Below are 21,315 nucleotides of genomic sequence, written 5' to 3'. Positions count from 1 at the left end.
GGGGATGAAATATGAAGAAAATTATTGTAATCAGGCATTGTTCAGCAACTGGACAAGAGCGTAATGCCGAATTAACAAACATGGGAAGAGACCAATCAAACACCGTTACTACATTCCTCATGGAAAATCATCTACAAATAGATCATATTATTTCAAGCCCATTTGTCCGAGCTATCGATTCTATTCGGCCATATGCCCTCCAAGCTAATTTATCTATTCAAGAAGATGAACGGTTAGCAGAACGCATATTAAGCACTGTTTCAATGGATGATTGGCTTCAAAAACTAGAATACACTTTTACCAATATAGATATTGCCTTTTCGGGCGGAGAGTCAACAAAACAAGCGATGGATCGCGCCATCTCACTTATTCAGGAAGTTTTAAAACTAGAGCATGAAACAACATTACTCGTTACACACGGCAACTTACTCACATTAATTTTAAAGCACTTTGATCATACTATTGGCTTTGACACATGGAAAACTTTAACGAATCCTGATATTTATGAAATTACACTTGATGAACAATCTATCATAAAACGATTATGGGAAGCGCCATCCAAGTAATATCCCTTTCCAATACATTCAGTTGACACTGCGAGAAGATATGGTAGAGCTGCAGTAAAACATAGAGAGGGGTATCATTCAATATGTACGAAGACGTACTTTCTTTACTACATAAAACAAATGCTTCTTATGAAAAATTTGAGCATGAGCCAGTACTTGACTATGAGACCGATCGCATCGTTCGTGAAAGGCTCGGCTTACAAGGTAATCCAAGTAAAAGCCTATTTTTAAAATCAAAATCCGGGGCGTATTACGTATTCTTTACGTTAGAGGGAACTCAACTCAACCGAGGAGAGATGAAAGAAATAGCAGGAGAAAGCTTATCTCTCTGTTCTCCTGATGAGCTAAGAGAAGAGACTGGTTGCATGCCAGGTTGTGTAGCTCCTTTCGGTTATTCACAAGATGTAACGATTATTGTGGACAGTTCAATTTATACTTACAAAAAAGTTTTAATCACACCTGGTGTGCCTGAATTTACAATTGAATTATCCACAGAAGAATTACAACGAATTTTATCAACGTGTCAAAATACAGTTTTAGAGTATAAGAAAAAAGAGAGCTAATCATTAGCTCTCTTTTTTCATTATTTCGCTTCTGCTGTTTTTTCTTTCGCAGAACGTACTTGCTCGTCCGCATGATAAGAAGAACGCACAAGTGGGCCAGCTTCACAGTGGCTAAATCCTTTGCTAAGTGCAATTTCTTTTAGCTCTGCAAATTCTGCTGGTGGGTAATATTTAAGAACTGGTAAATGCTTCTTAGATGGTTGCAGGTATTGTCCAAGAGTTAAAATATCCACATTGTTTGCACGTAAGTCATCCATTGCTTCAATTAAATCTTCTCTCGTTTCACCTAAGCCCAGCATAATGCTCGATTTAGTTGGAATATCCGGCTGCATTTCTTTTGCTCGACGTAAAAACTCTAATGAACGGTCATATTTTGCTCTAGCGCGAACTCGGTTAGATAATCGACGTACTGTTTCAATGTTATGGTTCAAAATATCTGGTTTTGCATCCATTAACATTTTTAAGTTTTCTTCTACCCCACCCATATCAGATGGTAATACTTCAATTGACGTAAATGGATTTTCACGACGTACAGCGCGTACTGTTTCAGCAAAAACAGCTGCTCCGCCGTCCTTTAAATCATCACGTGCAACCGCTGTTATAACAACGTGCTTTAAGCCCATTTGTACTACAGAATCTGCTACGCGTTCTGGCTCTTGTAAATCAAGCTCAGTTGGCAAGCCTGTTTTAACCGCACAAAAACGACAAGCACGTGTACAAACCGCACCTAAGATCATAAATGTTGCTGTTTTCCTTACAGCCCAGCATTCATGAATATTCGGACATTTCGCCTCTTCACAAACTGTATGAAGATTCTTAGAACGCATCATTTTCTTTAAGCCTGTATAGTTTTCATTCGTGTTTAACTTAATTTTCAACCATTCGGGCTTGCGCTTATACTCTGTTTGTTTTGTCATGGTTATCAACTCCGCACAATATGAAATAATTTACCGTGTTCGCTTCTTTCAATGTAACATATCTATTCTAACGTATGAAAGCGATTTGCTCAAATGAAGATTCTAAGATTTTTTCCAATCGTTCCCTATAATGAAATACTCCGTATATCCCACACTAAAAAGAGTGATGTTGTGAAAGGAGTCTATTTCATGCTTCGAAAAATTTCTCTTTTGCTTTCGATTTGCTTTCTTCTCCACCAAAACATCGCTTACGGTGAAGATAATCAGCAAAGCATATATGAAAAGCGCATGGCACTATATAAAGAAACTGAGCAATCTTCAGGTATTCCGTGGTATTACTTAGCTGCAATGGATCAATACGAAAGAAACATACGGAGCGTAAGAAAAGATATTCCGAAAAAACCAGATGCCATCATTTCCCTTTATTTCAAACCTGAAATATGGGCTGGACCTGTTAATAGTACTGATACTCTCCCCCATACAATTTCTTTATTTGGCGGAATGGGTTTAGATGGTGACAAAGATGGATTTGCAAATGCAAATAACGACCGTGATCTTCTGCATACAGCAGCAACTATTTTAAAGAAACAAGGAACGTCAGAAGACCGTATTAACATTATGCTTTGGGAATATTATAGACGTGCAAAAACAGTTGAATTGATTACAGAATACGCCCGAATTTATAAACATTATGGACGCATTAATTTAGAAGGAAATGCTTTCCCTCTCCCGATTCGCAGTGACCATAGCTATCGTAGTACTTTTGGTGCTGGTAGAAGTTTTGGCGGCAGGAGAATTCATGAAGGAACCGATATTTTTGCTGGATATGGCGTACCAGTACGATCAACTTGCTATGGCGTTATTGAAACAAAAGGATGGAATCGTCTTGGTGGATGGCGCATTGGTATTCGTGACCTTCATAATAATTACCACTATTACGCTCATTTAGGCGGGTTCTCTAAAGAAATACAGCTCGGACAAATTGTCGAACCAGGAAAAGTAATCGGATTTGTCGGTAGTACTGGTTATGGTCCTCCTGGTACAGCTGGAAAATTCCCGCCTCACTTACATTTCGGCATGTATAAAGACAATGGCTATACCGAATGGGCTTTCGATCCATACATGCATTTAAGCCTTTGGGAACGAAAAGAACGAGCAAATACAAAACGATAACCGTAGCGAATTGCTACGGTTATTTTTTATATTCACTAACTACCCGTTTTCTTTTTATCTGGTACAACAACTCCGCCATTTCCGTAATAAGTAGGCACTTCACCTTGAACGATGCGCGTCGCAATCGGAATGTTTTGCTTCACTTTAATTTCTTTCGTGCGTAACGGAATCATAACTTGTAACGTCACTTCCACTTCCATAATAATTTTGATCGCCGTATTATTAATCCCTTGCGGCTCAACTAGCTGTTTAATATCCGTATTCACATGACCAATTGGCGTAAAATTAATCGGAATATCTGGTCCTATATTACCAAGAAGCGCATTATCAGTTATGCGCCCAAAAGGAACTGACATAGATACCCCATTCTCTTCAAAAATACCAAGTGCTTTCGTATCCCCTTTTTCTACTTGCTGTAAATATTTCTCTATGTATGCAGTAGTCGATGTTAATATTTCATTTACTTGTTTTGTATTTAAATCAATTGTAGATACTTTCCCGTTCTTATCCGTTTGTACTTTCATTAATGAATCTACATCAAACCCTTCATTAATTCGGTCTTTTACCGCTTTCGTCATAACTGCTGTTGCCATTTTATGCGTCTCTGTTTCCCCATACTTAATTAACGTTGGCTGAATACTTTTATTTACAATCCATAAACCTTGAACTACCATTACGATAAAAATAATAAACGAAATAAGCAGTATATACCGAAAGGAAATCGGTCCCCTTCGAAACCGCGAATTTTTCGAACGAAATATGCTCATAAGAAAACCCTCCTTCTTATATTATTTCTATGCAAGAAGGAGGGACGATATATGCTTATCTCATTTTTAATAGTGCATCTTTTCCGATTGTGCCGGCCGGAATGCCTAAAGCTTCGGCTTCAATCGTTACTGATTCCAGCGGTGCTTCAAGAAGTTGTTCAATCGTTCTTACACCAACCGCACGGCCAGCAATAATTCCTCGATCGCCTAACTTCTCATTTAAAAGACCTACATCTAGAGCACCGCACATAATATATCCTTTATCGCTCATTACAGCTAGCAAATTTGTCTTCGGAAGTTTTACGCTAACAGCAATGAACGTATAGTTATCAATTATAATTGGCTCTACATTAACCATAGTTCACACTCCTCTCTTTCTTATCTTTATGACAAGAGAAAAATGAGTGTTACAAGTTAACTAGCCTATAGTTTGACTGAAGATGTATAAGTTATCAACATGTCTGTTAACACATCTCTAAGTAATTCCGGCATATAATATTGTTTGTCAGAAAGTGTGGATAGCTCTGGGTATAAGTATCCGAATGTAAACATATCAATCGTTCCTACCGTATATATCCGGTCTAATTCCAGCGATTCGCCGTTAATCAATACATCTTCTAGTAAAATTTTATTCCCTGGAATCGTATCTGGAATCACTTCCAACCCATCGTAAATCATTTTCCCCATTACTTTTCCGCGAAATCCGAATCCTTTCACCTCAAGATTCTCCATATTCGGACGGCGCGCTTTCAAAATAACTTCTCTTAACGTTTTCCCTGGTACTTTTAACAGACATGGATTAATTGGATGTGGACAAATTCGATGAATATCTCCGCGCGTCACAACACCTTCATTTAATCCATCAAGAAGTACACCAGCGTTCACCATTCCAATATCCGCATTACACCACTCTTTAAGTGCGCTTGCCAACATATGAGAAAACGTCGTCTCCTTAAACCAATCAACTGGTAATGATTCTTTTAAGTGAGCGACAGGCTCAGCCATTATCTGTTTACTTTCTTCCTTTAGCATTTCAATTGTGGATAACGGCTCGCTATAAGCACCTAACCGTTCTGTCTTAATCGCTCTACCGTCTTTTTTCACCAGTCTCTTCGTCTCTTTATCCACAGTAAGCTGAACATGTCCAACGTAATGTCCCCACTTTTCACAACAGCAAAGCAAAGTATTATCCACAAGAACGCCACGCTCAAATAAATGATGCGTATGTGCCCCTAAAATAACATCTATATCATAATGCTCAGCCATATACTCATCCATACTTTTTCCAAGATGAGAAAGTACAACCATAATATGAGCTGTATCCTTAACTTCTTCTAAAATAGACTCTAAATGGATGATTGGATCTTCAATATGCCAATCAAGCATTTCATAAAACTCTGGATAAGCTACCGTTAATCCAATAAAGGCAATCGTAATCCCATCTGTCGTTGTATGTAATTTATAAGGCTGCGCCCACGCTGGACGTACACCTTCTTTTTCAAATAAATTCGCTACGAGCACCTCAAACCCAGCATCATCATATAGACGATTCAAATGCTCTTTCGCCAATGTAATTCCTTCATTATTTCCGATCGTTACATAATCATATAACGCCTCATTTAAAAGCTTCGTATTCCCAAGTCCATTTGTCGCTTCCGAAATACTATGAAAACGATCCACATGATCGCCAATATCCACAGTTAAAACAGTCTCTCCCGCTTCCTGTCTTCGCTTTTTCTCCCCTAGTACAAACCGAGAAATTTGCGGCCAATTTTCAAAATGACTATGTATATCGTTTGTATGATAAAGGTGGATGATCGTTTCTTTATTTATATTCAGAGAAAAAACCTCCTCTCAGTTCCTTACTGCCATTTACGCTACACGTACGCAATAATCCTGTAAATACTTTTCGTCTTTTCTTGCTATTCTACATTGTACTCGTATTATAAGAAAAAGCAAAAGATTGCCCTTTTATTATGGAAAACTTTATATTACTTTTTCTAATCTGTTGATTAGTTTGAGGGGGATTTTTTTGAGAGGTTTAGCGAGCAATGCGGCGGATTTGTCAGTATCTTTGTCTTACCACTAGTCAATCTCTTTTCATATAAAATGTTGAGGGGGTATATGAGGAATTTCTTTTGTCTTACTTTGTCGATAAATCGATATTCCTTGTCGAAACGCCGATATATTGAAATAATCGCTGATATATTCCGAGTTGTGGCCGATATATTTGAATAATCGCTGATATATCCAACTGAACACCCACCTGGGTATCCCCCAACGGCAATTGCACACAACATAAAAAAGCGCCCTGCTATGCAGGGCACTTCCTTCATATATTATCCAGTTCCAGCGGCTAGAATATTCGGTGGCTTCGCTTCTTCCTCACATTCTGGACGAGCCGCTTCCACTTTTAAATATGTCCAGCTTCGCCTCCTAGACCCTCATGTCTAAGAACCTTCCGCACCAGAAGATAAAAAGCATCTTCTGTGCGAAAGAACCTTAGCCAACGAGTCTGAACAGTCGGCTCCGCATTTCTATTTAACCGATAGAACCTTCCATCTCAAACTTGATTAGGCGGTTCATTTCAACTGCGTATTCCATTGGAAGTTCGCGAGTGAATGGCTCGATGAAGCCCATTACGATCATTTCTGTAGCTTCTTGCTCAGAAATACCGCGGCTCATTAGGTAGAATAATTGTTCTTCTGATACTTTAGACACTTTCGCTTCGTGCTCAAGTGAAACGTAATCGTTTTTGATTTCGTTATAAGGAATTGTATCAGATGTAGATTGGTTATCCATGATTAACGTGTCACACTCGATGTTAGAACGAGAGTTTTTCGCTTTTGGTCCGAATTGTACGATACCACGGTAAGTTACTTTACCACCATGCTTCGCAATCGATTTAGAAACGATTGTTGAAGATGTGTTTGGTGCTAAGTGAATCATTTTCGCACCAGCATCTTGGTGTTGGCCTTTACCAGCAATCGCGATAGATAATGTTAAACCACGAGCGCCTTCGCCTTTTAAGATAACTGCTGGGTATTTCATCGTTAATTTAGATCCGATGTTACCGTCAATCCATTCCATCGTTGCGTTTTCTTCACAAACCGCACGTTTTGTAACTAGGTTGTATACGTTGTTCGCCCAGTTTTGGATTGTTGTATAACGGCAATATGCATCTTTCTTAATGATGATTTCTACTACCGCACTATGAAGTGAGTTAGTTGTGTAAACAGGTGCTGTACAACCTTCTACGTAGTGTACGTGTGCGCCTTCGTCTACGATGATAAGCGTACGCTCGAATTGTCCCATATTTTCAGAGTTAATACGGAAATACGCTTGAAGTGGTGTATCAACTTTAATACCTTTTGGAACGTAGATGAATGATCCACCAGACCAAACTGCAGAGTTTAATGCAGAGAATTTGTTGTCTGTTGGTGGGATTGTTTTTCCGAAATGCTCGCGGAAAATATCTTCGTTCTCTTTTAATGCGCTATCTGTATCTTTGAATACGACTCCTAGAGCTTCTAGGTCTTCTTTCATGTTGTGGTATACAACTTCAGATTCGTACTGTGCAGATACACCAGCTAAATATTTTTGCTCAGCTTCAGGAATACCTAATTTATCAAATGTCGCTTTAATTTCCTCAGGTACTTCATCCCAAGACTTCTCAGATTTCTCAGATGGTTTTACGTAGTACGTAATTTCATCGAAATCTAAGTCGTTTAAGTCGCCGCCCCATTGTGGCATTGGCATTTCATAGAACTTATCCAGTGATTTTAAACGGAAGTCTAACATCCACTGTGGTTCTTCTTTCATACGTGAAATCTCTTCAACGATCTCTTTTGTTAAACCGCGTCCAGCACGGAAAATCGAAACGTCTTTATCCTTGAAACCATATTTATAATCGCCGATATCTGGCAGTTGCTTCGCCATGTTGGTGTGTCCCTCCTTATATAACCTCGTTTTTAGGAACCTTTAACATTACTTATCTTCGTTTAAGCCCTTTTCTAACGCTTTCCACGCTAATGTTGCACATTTAATACGTGCCGGGAACTTGCATACGCCTTGTAATGCTTCAATATCTCCTAAATCAATGCTGTCATCGTACTCTTTTCCTAGCATCATGTCAGAGAAAATTTTAGAAAGCTTAAGAGCCTCTTCAATTTTCTTTCCTTTTACTGCTTGTGTCATCATTGAAGCTGAAGACATTGAAATTGAACATCCTTCGCCTTCAAACTTCGCTTCTTGTACAATACCCTCTTCTACTTTCATCGTAAGTTGAATACGATCGCCGCAAGTTGGATTGTTCAAGTTAACGGTAACACTATCTTCTAACACGCCATGGTTACGAGGATTTTTGTAATGATCCATAATAACTTGACGATATAACGTATCTAAATTATTAAATGACATTTGTGAAATACTCCTTTGTCTTGATTAGCGATTCAACAAATGTATCAATTTCTTCTTTTGTATTATATAAATAGAAGCTCGCACGTGCTGTAGAAGAAGCTTTCAGCCACTTCATAAGCGGTTGTGCACAGTGATGTCCTGCGCGAACCGCAATGCCTTCTACATCTAATACAGTTGCTACATCGTGAGGATGTACGTCATCAATATTAAATGTAACTAGACCAGCGCGATGCTTTGGACCATAAATTGTAACGCCATCTACTTCTGATAGTCTCTCTAAAGCGTATTGCGCTAATTCATGTTCATGCTTTTCAATATTATGAAGACCGATTTCTTCTAGGAAATCAATTGCCGCACCAAGTCCGATTGCATTACCGATAATCGGTGTACCTGCTTCGAACTTCCACGGAAGCTCTTTCCAAGTAGACTCTTGTAAGTCTACGAAATCAATCATTTCACCACCAAATTCAATTGGTTCCATATTGTTTAGCAATTCTTTCTTACCATATAATACGCCGACACCTGTTGGCCCGCACATCTTATGAGCAGATAATGCGTAGAAATCACAGTTTAAATCTTGTACATCCACTTTCATATGAGGTGCACTTTGTGCTCCATCAACGATCATGATTGCACCGTTTTCGTGTGCGATTGCTCCGATTTCTTTTACAGGGTTAATCGTTCCAAGTACGTTAGAAACGTGCATAATAGAAACGATTTTTGTATTCGGTGTAACTGTTTGACGAACATCTTCTAAAGAAATTGTACCGTCTAGTTGAAGCGGAAGGTATTTTAAAGTTGCGCCAGTTTTCTTCGCAACTTGTTGCCACGGAATGATGTTACTATGGTGCTCCATGTAAGAGATGACGATTTCATCGCCTTCTTTTACATTATCAAGACCATAGCTAGCTGCTACTGTATTTAATGCAGTTGTCGTTCCGCGCGTGAAAATAATCTCTTCCATTGATTTCGCATTAATAAACTTGCGAACTTTCTCACGTGCACCTTCATACGCGTCGGTAGCTTTCGTACCGAGCGTATGAACACCGCGATGCACGTTAGAATTATATTCTTTATAATAACGTTCTAACGTTTCAATGACTTGAATTGGTTTTTGAGAAGTTGCTGCACTATCGAAATAAACAAGTTGTTTGCCGTTAACTTTTTGATCAAGAATTGGAAACTGTTTGCGTATTTCATGAATATTCATTAGCGAACTTTCCTTTCAATTACCTCAACAAGCTGTGCTTTTACTCCTTCAATTGGAAGCTCATTTACTACAGGTGCTAAGAATCCATGGATGACTAAACGTTCTGCTTCGCGTTTTGGAATCCCACGGCTCATCAAGTAGTATAATTGGTATGGATCTACGCGGCCTACTGAAGCTGCGTGACCTGCCATTACATCATCTTCATCGATTAAAAGAATTGGGTTTGCATCACCGCGAGCTTTCTCGTCTAACATAAGAACGCGAGAAGATTGTTGTGCATTTGATTTAGATGCACCATGTTCAATCTTACCAATTCCATTAAAGATAGATGTTGCACTATCTTTTTGTACTCCGTGTTTTAAAATCCAACCTTCAGAGTGTTTACCGAAGTGAACAACTTTAGTTGTAAAGTTTTGTGTTTGGTTACCACGGCCAATTGTTACTGTTTTTGTATCAGCATATGATCCGTCGCCCATTAAGTTCGTAACGTTCTCTGAGATTGTATTTCCGTCATTCATAAGGCCTAGAGCCCAATCAATACGGCCGTCGCGTCCAACAATACCACGGCGGTTAACGTAAGTTGTTACGTCTTTTGCTAATAGATCAACCGCACCGAATTTCACTTGTGCGCCTTGTTCCACGATTACTTCTGCTACGATATTTGCAATACCTTTAGCATTTTCATTTGCAACGTAGTTTTCTACATATGTTGCAGTACTGTTCGCATCAGCTACGAATAATACGTGGTTATATACGTTAGCTTCTTCGCCGTCTACTAAGAATACAGCTTGAAGTGGAGTTTCAAGAACAACGTTTTTCGGAACATATACGAATGCACCGCCGTTGATTAATGCAGCATGAAGTGCAGTTAGACGATGCTCGTCTACTTTCACGCCGTCTTTCATTAAGTACTTTTGTACTAGTTCAGCATGCTCTGTTGCAGCTGTTACGATGTCTGTAAAAATAACACCTTTTTCTTTCGCTTCGTCTGCTAAAGAAACGAACGCAGTTGTACCAGCACGTTGTACTAATACGCTGTTATTTTCATCGATTAAGTTTTTCACTGCTTCTGGAAGCTCTGTTAAAGAACTTACAGGCTCTTGCTTAGCAGCGTCGCCTTTTCCGATAAAGTCCCATTTTTCAATTTTCGTTTTATCAGGCGTTGGCATTGGAAGTTCAATTGCTTGTGCAAGAGCTTGTAAGCGGAACTCAGTCAACCAAGCAGCTTCGTTTACTTCGCTTGCGCGCTGACGGATTGTTTCTTGATCGAAAGGTAATGTACCGATTGTCATGTTTATGCTCCTCTCTTACGCTTCTTGCTCTGCTGTTTCGTCTTCAATACCTAATTCTTTTTTAATCCAGTCGTAACCTTCAGCTTCTAGACGTTGTGCAAGCTCAGGGCCACCAGATTTAACGATACGACCGTTCATCATAACGTGAACGAAGTCTGGAGTGATGTAGTTTAATAAACGTTGGTAATGCGTAATCATTAGGCAACCGAACTCTTCGCCGCGCATTTGGTTAATACCTTTAGATACAACTTTTAATGCATCGATATCAAGACCTGAGTCGATTTCATCTAAGATTGCAATTTTTGGCTCGATCATCATTAATTGAAGAATCTCATTACGTTTTTTCTCACCGCCAGAGAAACCTTCGTTTAAGTAACGTTGTGCCATTTCTGGATCCATTTCTAGGAATTCCATGTTTTTATCTAATGTACGGATAAATTTCATAAGAGAAATTTCTTCGCCTTCTTCACGACGTGCATTAATTGCAGAACGTAAGAAGTCAGCGTTTGTTACTCCGCTAATTTCACTTGGATATTGCATTGCTAAGAATAGACCTGCTAGTGCGCGCTCGTCTACTTCCATTTCTAATACATCTTCACCGTCGATGATGATGCTACCTTCTGTTACTTCATACTTTGGGTGACCCATAATCGCAGAAGATAAAGTTGATTTACCTGTTCCGTTAGGTCCCATAATTGCGTGGATTTCTCCACCTTTTACTTCAAGGTTTACACCTTTTAAAATTTCTTTACCGTCGATTGATACGTGTAAGTCTTTAACCGTTAATGTAGAACCAGCCATCTCAATACCTCCATTAATCCTCTATATACATTTTAAAAATTCCTAAAACGTTCATATTCTCATTTTATTCTCATTCTAATCTTATAGCAAATAAAATGATATCGCAAACACTAAGAAAATGTAACAATTTTTTCACAAATGTATATAAGTATTTCCTTTACATCCTCTTATGATACACCTTTCTTCTTATATATATAAAGAAAAAAGGACTGGGTTATTCCCAGCCCTTTCCAGCACCTATTCGTTCACAGGAAGTACAGCACCTTTATATTCTTTGTTAATAAAATCTTGAATTTCTTTTGAATGTAGCACTTCTACTAGCTCTTTAATTTCTTTTTTCTTCTCGTCACCTTTACGAACTGCGATAATATTTGCGTAAGGAGAGTCTGATCCTTCAATTGCGATTGCATCCTTTGTTGGATTTAATTTCGCATCAATTGCGTAGTTTGAATTAATAAATAAAGCATCACCTTCATTGTTTTCGTACAGCTTCGGTGAAAGTCCAGGTTCTACATCTGTTTTAAACTTTAAATTTTTCGGGTTTTCTACAACATCTTTTACTGTCGCTTTAACAACATCTACACCGTCTTTTAATTTAATAACGCCGCCTTTTTGCAACAACGCTAACATACGGCCACGCTCAGCTACGTTATTACTCATAATAACCGTTCCTCCATCTGGAAGATCTTTCAAGCTTTTACATTTCTTAGAATAAATGCCCATTGGCTCTAAATGAATTTTTCCTGCGTTTACAATTTTATATCCTTTTTCTTGAATTTCTTTATCTAAATAAGGGATATGTTGAAAATAATTTGCATCGATTTCTTTATCCGCTAACGCTTTATTCGGTAACACATAGTCCTGGAATTTTTTAATCTCTAATTTAATACCTTTTTTCTCTAATATCGGTTGTGCTTTCTCTAAAATAACAGCGTGCGGCACGTTAGAAGCACCAACAACAAGCTTATTCTCCTCTTTCCCCCCGCAGGCGGCTAATGTAAATACAGACAGTGCTGTAACAACTGACAGTATAATCTTTTTCATATGATGTCCCCTTCTCCCCTATAGTTATGTAGTTAGAAAAAAGAGCCGGCATACACCAGCCCTTCTTCAAACGATTATTCTTTTACAGGAACAACTGCCCCTTTATATTCTTTATTAATAAAATCTTCAATTTCTTTAGAATGCAGCACTTCTACAAGAGCTTTAATCTCTTTTTTATCTTTATCGCCTTTACGAACTGCTACGATGTTAGCATATGGAGAATCACTACCTTCAATTGCAATTGCATCCTTTTCTGGGTTTAATTTCGCATCAATTGCATAGTTAGAATTAATTAGAACTGCATCGCCTTCTTTATTGTTATACACTTGTGGTAATAAACCCGGCTCAATATCCGTTTTGAACTTTAAATTTTTCGGATTATCTGCAATATCTTTCGGAGTCGCTTTAACTGGATCTACTCCGTCTTTAATTTTTAAAACGCCTTCTTTTTGTAAAATTGCTAAACCACGTCCATGATCAGCAACAGAATTACTCATAATAATTGTCGCCCCGTCTGGAAGTTCTTTTAAGCTTTTATATTTTTGAGAGTACACGCCAATTGGTTCTAAATGAATTTTCCCCGCTATTTCAAAATCATATTTTTTATCTTTAATTTCTTTTTCCAAATACGGAATGTGCTGGAAGTAGTTTGCATCTAATTCTTTATCCGCTAACGCTTTATTCGGTAACACGTAGTCCTGGAATTTTTTAATTTCTAACTCAATTCCTTTTTTCTCAAGTAATGGCTTTGCCTTTTCTAAAATAACCGCATGAGGTACGTTAGAAGCACCAACAACTAGTTTCTTTTCATCTTTATCTTTCCCACCACAAGCAGCTAGACCAAAAATTGAAGTTGTAATAAGTGCTGTAAGTAATAATTTTTTCATTTGAAATACCCTCCTGTTTTTCATTATCTTTTATCTATTCGAGTCGTTAAACTATCACCAATCCACTGAATGAGAAATACAACTAGTAATACACAAATTGTCGCAACGATTGTTACATCGTTATTTCCTCGCTGGAACCCTTCTAAATAAGCAAGTGTTCCAAGGCCACCAGCACCAACAACACCTGCCATTGCCGTATAGCCTACTAAAGCAATTGTCGTTACCGTAATACCAGATACTAATGCCGGTAACGCTTCTGGAATTAATACTTTCAAAATGATTGTGCTTGTTTTTGCTCCCATTGCTTTTGAAGCTTCAATTACACCTTTATCAATTTCACGAAGTGCGATTTCAACCATTCTCGCGTAAAATGGTGCCGCTCCAATAATTAAAGCTGGCAGCGCTGCACTCGCTCCGAGAATTGTTCCAAGAAGAATCTTTGTGAATGGGATTAATAAAATAATTAAAATGATGAACGGTATAGAACGGAAAATGTTTACGAACGCTCCAATCACCGTATTAATCGCTTTATTTTCCCATAAATTATCTTTCGCTGTCATAAAGAGTAATAGTCCTAAAATAAGTCCTAAAACAAATGTGGCAAGCGCTGCGATTGCCGTCATATATAACGTTTCACCAGTTGCTTCTAACATTTGATTCCAATCAACATTTGCGATTAACTTATCCATGTGCAATCACCTCCAGCTCTACTTGATCTTGATGAATTCCTTCTATTGCTTGCTGGATCGCTGTTTCTTCACCATTTAAATGAACGACTAAACTTCCGTAAGAGCCGTTATTCGTTTGTGCGATATTTCCTTGCAAAATGCTAACTTCTATATCACCACGCTGCATTAACCTTTGAAGTACCGGCCTTTCTACCGCTTCACCGACAAACTGCAAACGAATTACTTTTCCATCTGGATACTTTTCTATTAAACTTTCAATCGTTTCATTCGTATCTTCAGAATCAGTTAACTGCTGTACAAATCGTTTTGTAATGTCTTGCTGTGGATTACGGAATACGTCAAGTACTGGACCCGTTTCTACGATCTTCCCTCTCTCCATTACAGCAACACGATTACAAATTTTGCGAATAACGTGCATCTCATGTGTAATCAATACAATGGTTAAGCCGAGACGCTTATTAATATCTAATAATAAATCTAAAATTTGATCCGTTGTTTCTGGATCAAGAGCTGACGTTGCTTCATCACATAAAAGTACTTGTGGATTATTTGCTAACGCTCTTGCTATCCCGACGCGCTGCTTTTGTCCACCACTTAGCTGAGATGGGTACGCGTCTCCTCTTCCCTCTAATCCAACAAGATGAATTAACTCATCGACACGTTTTCTTCTCTCCGCCTTATCGACACCTGCAATTTCAAGTGGGAATGCGATATTTTCACGCACAGTTCGTGACCAAAGTAAGTTGAAATGCTGAAAAATCATTCCGATTTCTTGTCTTGCCTTACGAAGTTCATTTCCAGTAATCGCTGAAATCACACGATTCGCAATTGTAATTTGGCCAGAAGTTGGTTTCTCTAACTGATTAAATAATCTGATTAACGAACTTTTCCCAGCACCACTATATCCGATAACACCAAATATTTCGCCTTTCTCTATTTGTAAGTTGGCGTTATCTACAGCAGTGACATCACCGCTTTTTGCCTTATATATTTTCTTTACATTTTCTAATAAGATCATGATGCTCACCCCTCTTTTGCTTGGACAGACTCCGCATTTTTTTATTTTTGATACGTGTAGTCCATCGTTATAGCTCCTCTTATTATTTGAATATCCTCCGCATTCAAACAACAAAAAACCTTTCCGCTTCTAGAGAAGCAGAAAGGTTTATATGCGTATATAACAACATTATCCCTCTCTCTCATCTCTCAAAGCATTTGCTTTGCAGGAATTGGCACCATTTCAACATAAGTTGACGGTTGCCGGGCTTCACAGGGCACAGTCCCTCCACCTCTCTTAATAAGAGAAATCAGATTAAATTTTCGTCTGATTTAAAATTTATGAAATTGTCTATATTTTATGAATTGAATTGTATCAATATCCACACGCCGTGTCAACAGAAATTTCCGCAAAAAAAGAAACTTCAGAATTTTAAGCCCCGACTGACATCGGTTTACATATATGAAACATCGATTCAACTAATAACATCGTTCGATACGTTCCAGAATATTGTACCCGTCCATCACTCATTAACGTTTGCAACCTCATATTTCCAGTCACTAATTTTTGTACATCCTCTTCCTCTAAACAAACGATTTGTTCCGTTCCTCTCGCCTCTTTCAAAAGTTCTATATAATCTCTTGAAATTTGTAACGAACAGCATTCATCTCCAAAACGAAAATTAACAGTTCTTTCTCCTTGCCTTAAAAGCGGTTCTAAATGATATTGACCATTAGCGTAATTTACAAATGATTGAAGCAAAGAATATAATTTCATCCTAAACCACATCCCTCATATCACTTTCTATTACATACCATTCCCTCTTATTAAAGAGCAATCCTGTTACTTTCGCTCGACAAATACTGTATCTATCACGCATGTCGACATATTTCCCAAGAAATATGTCGAGGCGGCAAAAACTTTGCCGCCTACTTTAATTCCGTATATAAATATTCAACCGAATGAAATGCATATATTTTCTTCATCAGTGTCCCATTTTCAAAAACAAGTAAACACGGTACACTTTCTATCCCATACTCTTTCGCTAAATGCGGGGCATAATTTAAATCTAACATCCCAATTTTCAAATCTTCAATCGTCATCTCGACGACCGTTAACATCTTCTTTGCTAACTGGCATGTTCCACACATTGGTGTATACACATATAACACTGTTTTTTCTTCATTTCCTATTAGGTCTGTAGCTTCGGCACCTGTCCAATCAATCACTTCTATCATTCCTTACCGTAAATATTCTGTATAAACGTCAATGTCAGCTCCCCATAATACATTTGCTAAATGTGAAGAAGGTGCAGTCGCCACCTCGCGATACGAGCGATCAATATAAATATGCTCTGCTTGCGGAAATTCTTTTCGGAATTGTTTCCTTAACTTTTCTCCTGCATCATCAGCATCCACTAGCACATATACGTCCTTATCAAAAAGTTGATCAATGAGCTCATCCATTTTCGACAAACCAATTGTACCATTTGTACAAACAATTTCCACTGGTTCACGAATAATAGATTCAATCTTTCTTCTATCCGATTTACCTTCTACAATAATGACTTTTTCCACATAAATCATATGTCATCACCCGATCACCATATACTATACAACCTTTAACTTAGTATATAGTATATTCGTTATTTTCATGTTGTTTCCTGTTTATTTTTGCAAAAGAAAAGCAGAAGCGGCTCGTTCAGAACAAGAGGGCATTGGAACTCCTGAACTAGAGGCGCTCTTTGCCTCAAGTGAAGGAGTGAAATGACCGACTGTTCTAGCCGCTGGAGGTGGACAATGAAAAGCGCAAGCGGCTCGCTCAGATTGTGAGGGGGATGGAGCTTCTGACGTAGAGGCGCTTTTTGCCTCGCAGGAAGACGCGAAGCCACCGAACAATCTAGCCGCTGGAGCTGGATCATAACGAAAAGCGGAACCGACTGTTTAGCCCTGTTGGCTAAGGTTCTTTCGTACAGAAGAGGCCTTTTGTCTTCTCGTACGGAAGGTTCTTAGACATGAAGGGCTAGGAGGTGGCTAAATCGGCATAAATCCTCAACGAAAAACGTTCTCCTATATAATAATTAATATATATGTTTTTAAATTCATTATGTACACAACATAAAAAAGGACAGCACAAAGGCTGTCCTTTTTCTTCGACTATAATTAGTCTTGGTTTGTCATTTCTGCATATTTTTCTGCAGTTAATAACTTCTCAACTTGGCTTGCATCAGAAAGTTCAACTTTAACCATCCATGCACCCTCGTATGGAGATTCGTTAACTAGTTCTGGTTGGTCACTTAATTCTTCGTTTACTGCTACAACTTTACCACTTACAGGTGCGTATAATTCAGAAACTGTTTTAACAGATTCTACGCTTCCGAATGGCTCGTCAGCTTGGATTGTTGCACCTACTTCAGGAAGTTCAACGAATACGATATCGCCTAACTCACCTTGTGCAAAATGAGTAATACCGATAACAACCGCATTACCTTCTGTTTTTACCCATTCGTGTTCTTCAGAGTAACGTAAATTATTTGGAATGCTCATGACTGTACCTCCAGTGAATGTATTAATTATGTAAAAATACCTTATTGGTATTTTTTCCACGCACTTTCAAACTGCTCTTCGTTAAAACCAAGTGTTACACTCGTTCCATCTGTTACAATTGGACGTTTAATTAACATGCCATCAGATGCTAAAAGCTCGTACATTTCGTCTTCGCTTGCATCCTTTAACTTATCTTTTAAACCAAGTTCGCGGTAACGCATTCCACTTGTATTAAAGAATTTTTTTAATGGTAATTCACTTTTCTCATGTAAATTACGTAAATCTTCTTTTGACGGTGGATTTTCAACAATATGAATCATCTCATATGCTACATCGTTTGCCTCAAACCATTTCTTTGCTTTTTGACATGTGCCACACTTTGGATATGAATAAAATGTTACTGTCATAAATTCACCTACTTTTTTACTAACCTTTACCTTTATCATATAGAAAACATTTTATTATTTCAAACGATTATTCGCTAAACTTTTACTTATTTCGTGATAATTTTTAATAATCCTGCTAATTTTTCTTATTTTTCCGCCATTTATTAAGAAAAAATAAATATATAATTTTTTTAAAACTTTTTTCTCATTCCATGCCGAACATATATCTTAAACAAACGTTTGATTAATTTCATATTTTTCTACATCAGCCTTTGGAATACGTAGATTCTTTCATACCGAACATATACCTTAAACAAACGTTTGATTAATTTCATATTTTTCTACATCCACCGTTGAAAAATATGACTTTTCCCATACCGAACATACCTCTTAAACAAACGTTTGATTAATCTCATGTTTTTCTATATCACCGTTGGAAAACATGATTTTCTATACCGAACATATATCTTAAACAAACGTTTACCCCGCATTAACGGGCAGTAAGACTCCCACCTCGAAATTCGGCGAATGCGAGGAAGTTAGGTGGGAGATAACTGCCCGTAAAAGCCCGATTGGTGAAGGCTAATAATCAGTGGGGGATGGACAAAACCCCCACTGATTAAAGTTTCACTTTATTTTAAAAATAAGAAGCCCTTTTACAGGCTCCTTCATCATCGACTTAAATAGTCCGAAATGGTTTGAAATACTACTATATACATATTATGAATATTTTGATTGGAAACCGTATCATTATATAATCCTATACCCCAATATTGTCCTTCGGGTCTTCCTATATTCACAAAACCTTGCGTATACATCATTGCCCTATCCCTTGGAGCATTGTCAAAATCTAAATCTTTTTCAGTAAAAATCAAATACGGTCTATCTTGTAAACCAATAAAAAACACCGGCTTCTTTAACGATAAAAATAAGTCCGTATACTGTTCCTTTGATGCTTCTTGAAAATATTCTTTCATGACGAGAAAACCATCAACTTTTGCTGATTTCTCCTGCATCTCTTCTAACTTCACGTTTTCAAACTTTATATTTCTAAATGTATCTTTCGGCTTTTCACCAACAACTCCAATTACGAGCGCTCTCCCGTTGTATTCTAATTTCTCTCCTTCTTTATCCTTTGCACACCCAGTACTCACTAGGCATAACAATATAAAAACTAAGAAATACAGTGAACGCTTCATATAGCACCCTCCCCCTCTTTTAAGTCAAGTGACAAAAATGTAAGGTGAATTCAAGAAAATGTAAGTAAAATCGATAGCCCAATTGGATTTTCTATATTATAATCAATTGAATTTATTTACATTACTAAAACATAGGAGATTATCATGAAGAAATTTAAACTTTCATCTCTTCTTCCGTTAAGTTATATACTTCTACTCGTACTCGTAAGTCCCCTTTACGACGTATTAAATAAATCTACTGTTCACGCAGTAGATGTCACAACTGTAGTAGATGATTGGATTCCATTTGTGAAAGCATTTATTATTCCTTACTTACTTTGGTTTCCATACTTATACGGTGCACTTATTTATTACTGTTTTGCTGATCGAAAGCAATATTATGTCACTTTAAGTAGTGTAATTCTTGGAAAACTTGCTTGTTTTTCGATTTACTTTTTTTGGCAGACAACTGTACCACGCCCAACCGTCGTTGGAACAGATGTATTTTCCGAACTAGTCCGCTATATTTATAGTATTGATCAACCAGTAAACTGTTTCCCAAGCATTCATGTCCTTACGACATTTGTAATTATGTTAGCTGCCTTTAAGCGTAGAGAACAGCATACTTTGGAATATTACATCCTTACTTTCTTCGGTACGCTTATTATTTTATCAACATTATTTACGAAGCAGCATGCATTTGTAGACGCCATTTCTGGAATGACGCTTGCAAGCGTACTTTACTTCGGCGTTCAGTTGTTATTAGCAAAAGAAACCGTACGTGTTCCAGTAAAACAAAATCAAAAAATGTAAAAAGCAGACTGTGGCTTCAGTCTGCTTTTCTCTATATTAAGGAGATTTTCAAATTAAGATTGTGGTACAGTCATGTCACCAGAATGAATACGACCTGCTTTTTTAAGAGCAATGTACAGTATATAAGAAACAGCTACTGGAATGATGATATAAGTGATTACCATCGCTGGGACAACTTCCCACCCTTGGCTGGAAATTAAATTAATTGGTGCGATAAGAGAGCTTAATCCAAGACCTGCAATTTCTTTTCCTGCTTCCAGTTGGAAAATTAATGCTGATACTGGGCCCACTATAGCACTGGCGACGACAGTTGGGATGAGAATCATTGGATTTTTAGTAATGTTCGGCAACTGTACTTTTGGAGTACAAAGTGCCTGAGCTAATATGCCACCTAAATTATTCTCTTTCGCTGAAATAACAGAGAATCCGATAAATTGAGCAACACATCCTGCAAGTGCTGCACCACCTGCAACACCGTCTAAGCTAAGCGCTATCGCTAACGCAGCTGATGAAGCTGGAGAGATAAGTAACAATCCCCAAACTACAGCAATCACGATAGAAGCGATAAACGGGCTACCAGCTGAACTATCTTTAATGAATGCTCCAACTGTATTTAAAACTGGGCTAATATTTTGAGCTAACCAAATACCGACTAAACCAGAACCTAATATTGCTGCAAATGGAACGAGCATCATATCTAAAGCAGTTTTTCCACTTAATCGTTTACCAATATAAACTGCTAAAGTCGCTGTTAATAATGCACCGATTGGTTCACCTGTTTTAATGATGAGACCAGCTTCAGTAATTGAAATGGAACCAGCTCCAATTGCTCCAGCTACCATCGCTGAGAAAATTACGAGTCCGTTTGCACCGAGCATAAAGGCAATCCCGGCTCCAATTGCTGGTGCCATAAGTGATTTTGCAACAACTCCGATTGTAATAAGTAATGGGATATCAACAATTCTTCCTATATTTTCGATCAGTAAACCAATTCCAAGGGATACGAAAATACCCTGTGCGATTCCGGCAGAAGCTTTAAACACACGAGACATTATATATTCTTTCAT

24 protein-coding genes and 1 riboswitch are annotated in these 21,315 nt (G+C 37.9%); of the genes, 4 read left to right on the top strand and 20 right to left on the bottom strand.

What is annotated here, in order from left to right; translation table 11 throughout:
* Nucleotides 1–11 precede the first annotated feature (11 nt).
* Together ACE38F_RS04030 and ACE38F_RS04025 are read left to right on the top strand one after the other, a co-directional pair.
* Nucleotides 12–566, top strand: a complete 555-nt coding sequence (locus tag ACE38F_RS04030; protein ID WP_375370151.1) for a histidine phosphatase family protein — start codon at nucleotides 12–14, stop codon at nucleotides 564–566.
* A gap of 83 nt (nucleotides 567–649) precedes the next feature.
* Nucleotides 650–1,129: a YbaK/EbsC family protein gene (locus tag ACE38F_RS04025; RefSeq protein WP_215554629.1), complete on the top strand. Its 480-nt coding sequence runs from the start codon at nucleotides 650–652 to the stop codon at nucleotides 1,127–1,129.
* A gap of 20 nt (nucleotides 1,130–1,149) precedes the next feature.
* Here ACE38F_RS04025 and lipA read toward each other — a convergent pair whose 3' ends face one another.
* Complete coding sequence (lipA, locus tag ACE38F_RS04020; protein WP_078173450.1) at nucleotides 1,150–2,046, bottom strand: lipoyl synthase; 897 nt, start codon at nucleotides 2,044–2,046, stop codon at nucleotides 1,150–1,152.
* Between the two features lie 189 nt (nucleotides 2,047–2,235).
* Between lipA and ACE38F_RS04015 the strand changes: the two genes are divergently transcribed.
* Nucleotides 2,236–3,219, top strand: coding sequence for a M23 family metallopeptidase (locus ACE38F_RS04015; protein WP_375370152.1), 984 nt, complete (start codon nucleotides 2,236–2,238; stop codon nucleotides 3,217–3,219).
* Nucleotides 3,220–3,254: 35 nt separating this feature from the next.
* On the opposite strand, the gene yunB is transcribed toward ACE38F_RS04015, so the two are convergent.
* From yunB to ACE38F_RS03925, 18 genes are all read right to left on the bottom strand, one after another.
* Nucleotides 3,255–3,986 (bottom strand): sporulation protein YunB, encoded by a 732-nt coding sequence (yunB, locus tag ACE38F_RS04010; RefSeq protein ID WP_375370153.1) that lies wholly within the window; start codon nucleotides 3,984–3,986, stop codon nucleotides 3,255–3,257.
* A gap of 55 nt (nucleotides 3,987–4,041) precedes the next feature.
* Nucleotides 4,042–4,344, bottom strand: coding sequence for a YunC family protein (locus ACE38F_RS04005; RefSeq protein ID WP_016096600.1), 303 nt, complete (start codon nucleotides 4,342–4,344; stop codon nucleotides 4,042–4,044).
* Nucleotides 4,345–4,409: 65 nt separating this feature from the next.
* Nucleotides 4,410–5,801, bottom strand: coding sequence for a bifunctional metallophosphatase/5'-nucleotidase (locus ACE38F_RS04000; RefSeq protein WP_462782403.1), 1,392 nt, complete (start codon nucleotides 5,799–5,801; stop codon nucleotides 4,410–4,412).
* A 726-nt stretch (nucleotides 5,802–6,527) separates the two neighbouring features.
* On the bottom strand, nucleotides 6,528–7,925 hold the full coding sequence (gene sufB / locus ACE38F_RS03995) for a Fe-S cluster assembly protein SufB (protein ID WP_215554631.1): 1,398 nt from the start codon (nucleotides 7,923–7,925) through the stop codon (nucleotides 6,528–6,530).
* Nucleotides 7,926–7,973: 48 nt separating this feature from the next.
* On the bottom strand, nucleotides 7,974–8,405 hold the full coding sequence (sufU, locus tag ACE38F_RS03990) for a Fe-S cluster assembly sulfur transfer protein SufU (protein WP_002089369.1): 432 nt from the start codon (nucleotides 8,403–8,405) through the stop codon (nucleotides 7,974–7,976).
* Complete coding sequence (gene sufS, locus ACE38F_RS03985; protein WP_204209664.1) at nucleotides 8,395–9,615, bottom strand: cysteine desulfurase SufS; 1,221 nt, start codon at nucleotides 9,613–9,615, stop codon at nucleotides 8,395–8,397. The genes sufU and sufS overlap by 11 nt, the downstream gene beginning before the upstream one ends.
* Complete coding sequence (sufD, locus tag ACE38F_RS03980; RefSeq protein ID WP_375370154.1) at nucleotides 9,615–10,907, bottom strand: Fe-S cluster assembly protein SufD; 1,293 nt, start codon at nucleotides 10,905–10,907, stop codon at nucleotides 9,615–9,617. Before sufD ends, sufS begins: the two co-directional genes overlap by 1 nt.
* 15 nt (nucleotides 10,908–10,922) lie before the next feature.
* Nucleotides 10,923–11,708 carry a Fe-S cluster assembly ATPase SufC gene (gene sufC / locus ACE38F_RS03975; RefSeq protein WP_002015933.1) on the bottom strand — a complete coding sequence of 262 codons (786 nt, stop codon included), beginning with the start codon at nucleotides 11,706–11,708 and terminating at the stop codon, nucleotides 10,923–10,925.
* A gap of 237 nt (nucleotides 11,709–11,945) precedes the next feature.
* Nucleotides 11,946–12,752 carry a methionine ABC transporter substrate-binding lipoprotein MetQ gene (gene metQ, locus ACE38F_RS03970; protein WP_375370155.1) on the bottom strand — a complete coding sequence of 269 codons (807 nt, stop codon included), beginning with the start codon at nucleotides 12,750–12,752 and terminating at the stop codon, nucleotides 11,946–11,948.
* A gap of 74 nt (nucleotides 12,753–12,826) precedes the next feature.
* Entirely contained in the window at nucleotides 12,827–13,639 is an 813-nt protein-coding gene (metQ, locus tag ACE38F_RS03965; protein ID WP_375370156.1) for a methionine ABC transporter substrate-binding lipoprotein MetQ, read from the bottom strand.
* 23 nt (nucleotides 13,640–13,662) lie between these two features.
* Nucleotides 13,663–14,328: a methionine ABC transporter permease gene (locus ACE38F_RS03960; RefSeq protein ID WP_002159993.1), complete on the bottom strand. Its 666-nt coding sequence runs from the start codon at nucleotides 14,326–14,328 to the stop codon at nucleotides 13,663–13,665.
* A complete protein-coding gene (locus ACE38F_RS03955; protein WP_375370157.1) occupies nucleotides 14,321–15,346 on the bottom strand; it encodes a methionine ABC transporter ATP-binding protein in 1,026 nt (341 codons plus the stop codon). The genes ACE38F_RS03960 and ACE38F_RS03955 overlap by 8 nt, the downstream gene beginning before the upstream one ends.
* Nucleotides 15,347–15,524: 178 nt before the next feature.
* A riboswitch (SAM riboswitch) is annotated at nucleotides 15,525–15,632 on the bottom strand.
* A 125-nt stretch (nucleotides 15,633–15,757) separates the two neighbouring features.
* On the bottom strand, nucleotides 15,758–16,102 hold the full coding sequence (locus ACE38F_RS03950) for a hypothetical protein (RefSeq protein WP_002068015.1): 345 nt from the start codon (nucleotides 16,100–16,102) through the stop codon (nucleotides 15,758–15,760).
* A gap of 152 nt (nucleotides 16,103–16,254) precedes the next feature.
* Entirely contained in the window at nucleotides 16,255–16,563 is a 309-nt protein-coding gene (locus ACE38F_RS03945; protein ID WP_087945836.1) for a thioredoxin family protein, read from the bottom strand.
* A 3-nt stretch (nucleotides 16,564–16,566) separates the two neighbouring features.
* Entirely contained in the window at nucleotides 16,567–16,911 is a 345-nt protein-coding gene (locus ACE38F_RS03940; protein WP_002159991.1) for a toprim domain-containing protein, read from the bottom strand.
* A gap of 576 nt (nucleotides 16,912–17,487) precedes the next feature.
* Complete coding sequence (gene gcvH / locus ACE38F_RS03935) at nucleotides 17,488–17,871, bottom strand: glycine cleavage system protein GcvH (protein WP_000026895.1); 384 nt, start codon at nucleotides 17,869–17,871, stop codon at nucleotides 17,488–17,490.
* Between the two features lie 41 nt (nucleotides 17,872–17,912).
* Complete coding sequence (locus ACE38F_RS03930) at nucleotides 17,913–18,278, bottom strand: arsenate reductase family protein (RefSeq protein WP_002159990.1); 366 nt, start codon at nucleotides 18,276–18,278, stop codon at nucleotides 17,913–17,915.
* Between the two features lie 650 nt (nucleotides 18,279–18,928).
* A complete protein-coding gene (locus ACE38F_RS03925; RefSeq protein ID WP_375370158.1) occupies nucleotides 18,929–19,456 on the bottom strand; it encodes a hypothetical protein in 528 nt (175 codons plus the stop codon).
* Between the two features lie 144 nt (nucleotides 19,457–19,600).
* On the opposite strand from ACE38F_RS03925, the gene ACE38F_RS03920 reads away from it, so the two are divergent.
* Complete coding sequence (locus tag ACE38F_RS03920) at nucleotides 19,601–20,248, top strand: phosphatase PAP2 family protein (RefSeq protein WP_002192356.1); 648 nt, start codon at nucleotides 19,601–19,603, stop codon at nucleotides 20,246–20,248.
* A 53-nt stretch (nucleotides 20,249–20,301) separates the two neighbouring features.
* Here the strand turns inward: ACE38F_RS03920 and ACE38F_RS03915 are convergent, their stop codons facing one another.
* Complete coding sequence (locus tag ACE38F_RS03915) at nucleotides 20,302–21,315, bottom strand: PTS transporter subunit IIC (RefSeq protein WP_002143642.1); 1,014 nt, start codon at nucleotides 21,313–21,315, stop codon at nucleotides 20,302–20,304.

It is taken from the genome of Bacillus altaicus, from assembly GCF_042136375.2.
Classification (GTDB): Bacteria; Bacillota; Bacilli; order Bacillales; family Bacillaceae_G; genus Bacillus_A; species Bacillus_A cereus_U.
Note: the sequence above shows the minus strand (reverse complement) of the source record. Positions and strands in the feature narration are given on the sequence as shown.

Coding starts and splice junctions, on each gene's coding strand:
- ACE38F_RS04030 (WP_375370151.1), top strand. CDS start 12: ATGAAGAAAATTATTGTAATCAGGCATTGTTCAGCAACTGGACAAGAG.
- sufB (WP_215554631.1), bottom strand. CDS start 7,925: ATGGCGAAGCAACTGCCAGATATCGGCGATTATAAATATGGTTTCAAG.
- ACE38F_RS03925 (WP_375370158.1), bottom strand. CDS start 19,456: ATGAAGCGTTCACTGTATTTCTTAGTTTTTATATTGTTATGCCTAGTG.
- yunB (WP_375370153.1), bottom strand. CDS start 3,986: ATGAGCATATTTCGTTCGAAAAATTCGCGGTTTCGAAGGGGACCGATT.
- ACE38F_RS03915 (WP_002143642.1), bottom strand. CDS start 21,315: ATGAAAGAATATATAATGTCTCGTGTGTTTAAAGCTTCTGCCGGAATC.
- ACE38F_RS03945 (WP_087945836.1), bottom strand. CDS start 16,563: ATGATAGAAGTGATTGATTGGACAGGTGCCGAAGCTACAGACCTAATA.
- ACE38F_RS04005 (WP_016096600.1), bottom strand. CDS start 4,344: ATGGTTAATGTAGAGCCAATTATAATTGATAACTATACGTTCATTGCT.
- metQ (WP_375370156.1), bottom strand. CDS start 13,639: ATGAAAAAATTATTACTTACAGCACTTATTACAACTTCAATTTTTGGT.
- sufD (WP_375370154.1), bottom strand. CDS start 10,907: ATGACAATCGGTACATTACCTTTCGATCAAGAAACAATCCGTCAGCGC.
- ACE38F_RS03920 (WP_002192356.1), top strand. CDS start 19,601: ATGAAGAAATTTAAACTTTCATCTCTTCTTCCGTTAAGTTATATACTT.
- sufC (WP_002015933.1), bottom strand. CDS start 11,708: ATGGCTGGTTCTACATTAACGGTTAAAGACTTACACGTATCAATCGAC.
- ACE38F_RS03955 (WP_375370157.1), bottom strand. CDS start 15,346: ATGATCTTATTAGAAAATGTAAAGAAAATATATAAGGCAAAAAGCGGT.
- metQ (WP_375370155.1), bottom strand. CDS start 12,752: ATGAAAAAGATTATACTGTCAGTTGTTACAGCACTGTCTGTATTTACA.
- ACE38F_RS03950 (WP_002068015.1), bottom strand. CDS start 16,102: ATGAAATTATATTCTTTGCTTCAATCATTTGTAAATTACGCTAATGGT.
- sufS (WP_204209664.1), bottom strand. CDS start 9,615: ATGAATATTCATGAAATACGCAAACAGTTTCCAATTCTTGATCAAAAA.
- ACE38F_RS03960 (WP_002159993.1), bottom strand. CDS start 14,328: ATGGATAAGTTAATCGCAAATGTTGATTGGAATCAAATGTTAGAAGCA.
- ACE38F_RS04025 (WP_215554629.1), top strand. CDS start 650: ATGTACGAAGACGTACTTTCTTTACTACATAAAACAAATGCTTCTTAT.
- ACE38F_RS03940 (WP_002159991.1), bottom strand. CDS start 16,911: ATGATTTATGTGGAAAAAGTCATTATTGTAGAAGGTAAATCGGATAGA.
- lipA (WP_078173450.1), bottom strand. CDS start 2,046: ATGACAAAACAAACAGAGTATAAGCGCAAGCCCGAATGGTTGAAAATT.
- gcvH (WP_000026895.1), bottom strand. CDS start 17,871: ATGAGCATTCCAAATAATTTACGTTACTCTGAAGAACACGAATGGGTA.
- ACE38F_RS04015 (WP_375370152.1), top strand. CDS start 2,236: ATGCTTCGAAAAATTTCTCTTTTGCTTTCGATTTGCTTTCTTCTCCAC.
- ACE38F_RS03930 (WP_002159990.1), bottom strand. CDS start 18,278: ATGACAGTAACATTTTATTCATATCCAAAGTGTGGCACATGTCAAAAA.
- sufU (WP_002089369.1), bottom strand. CDS start 8,405: ATGTCATTTAATAATTTAGATACGTTATATCGTCAAGTTATTATGGAT.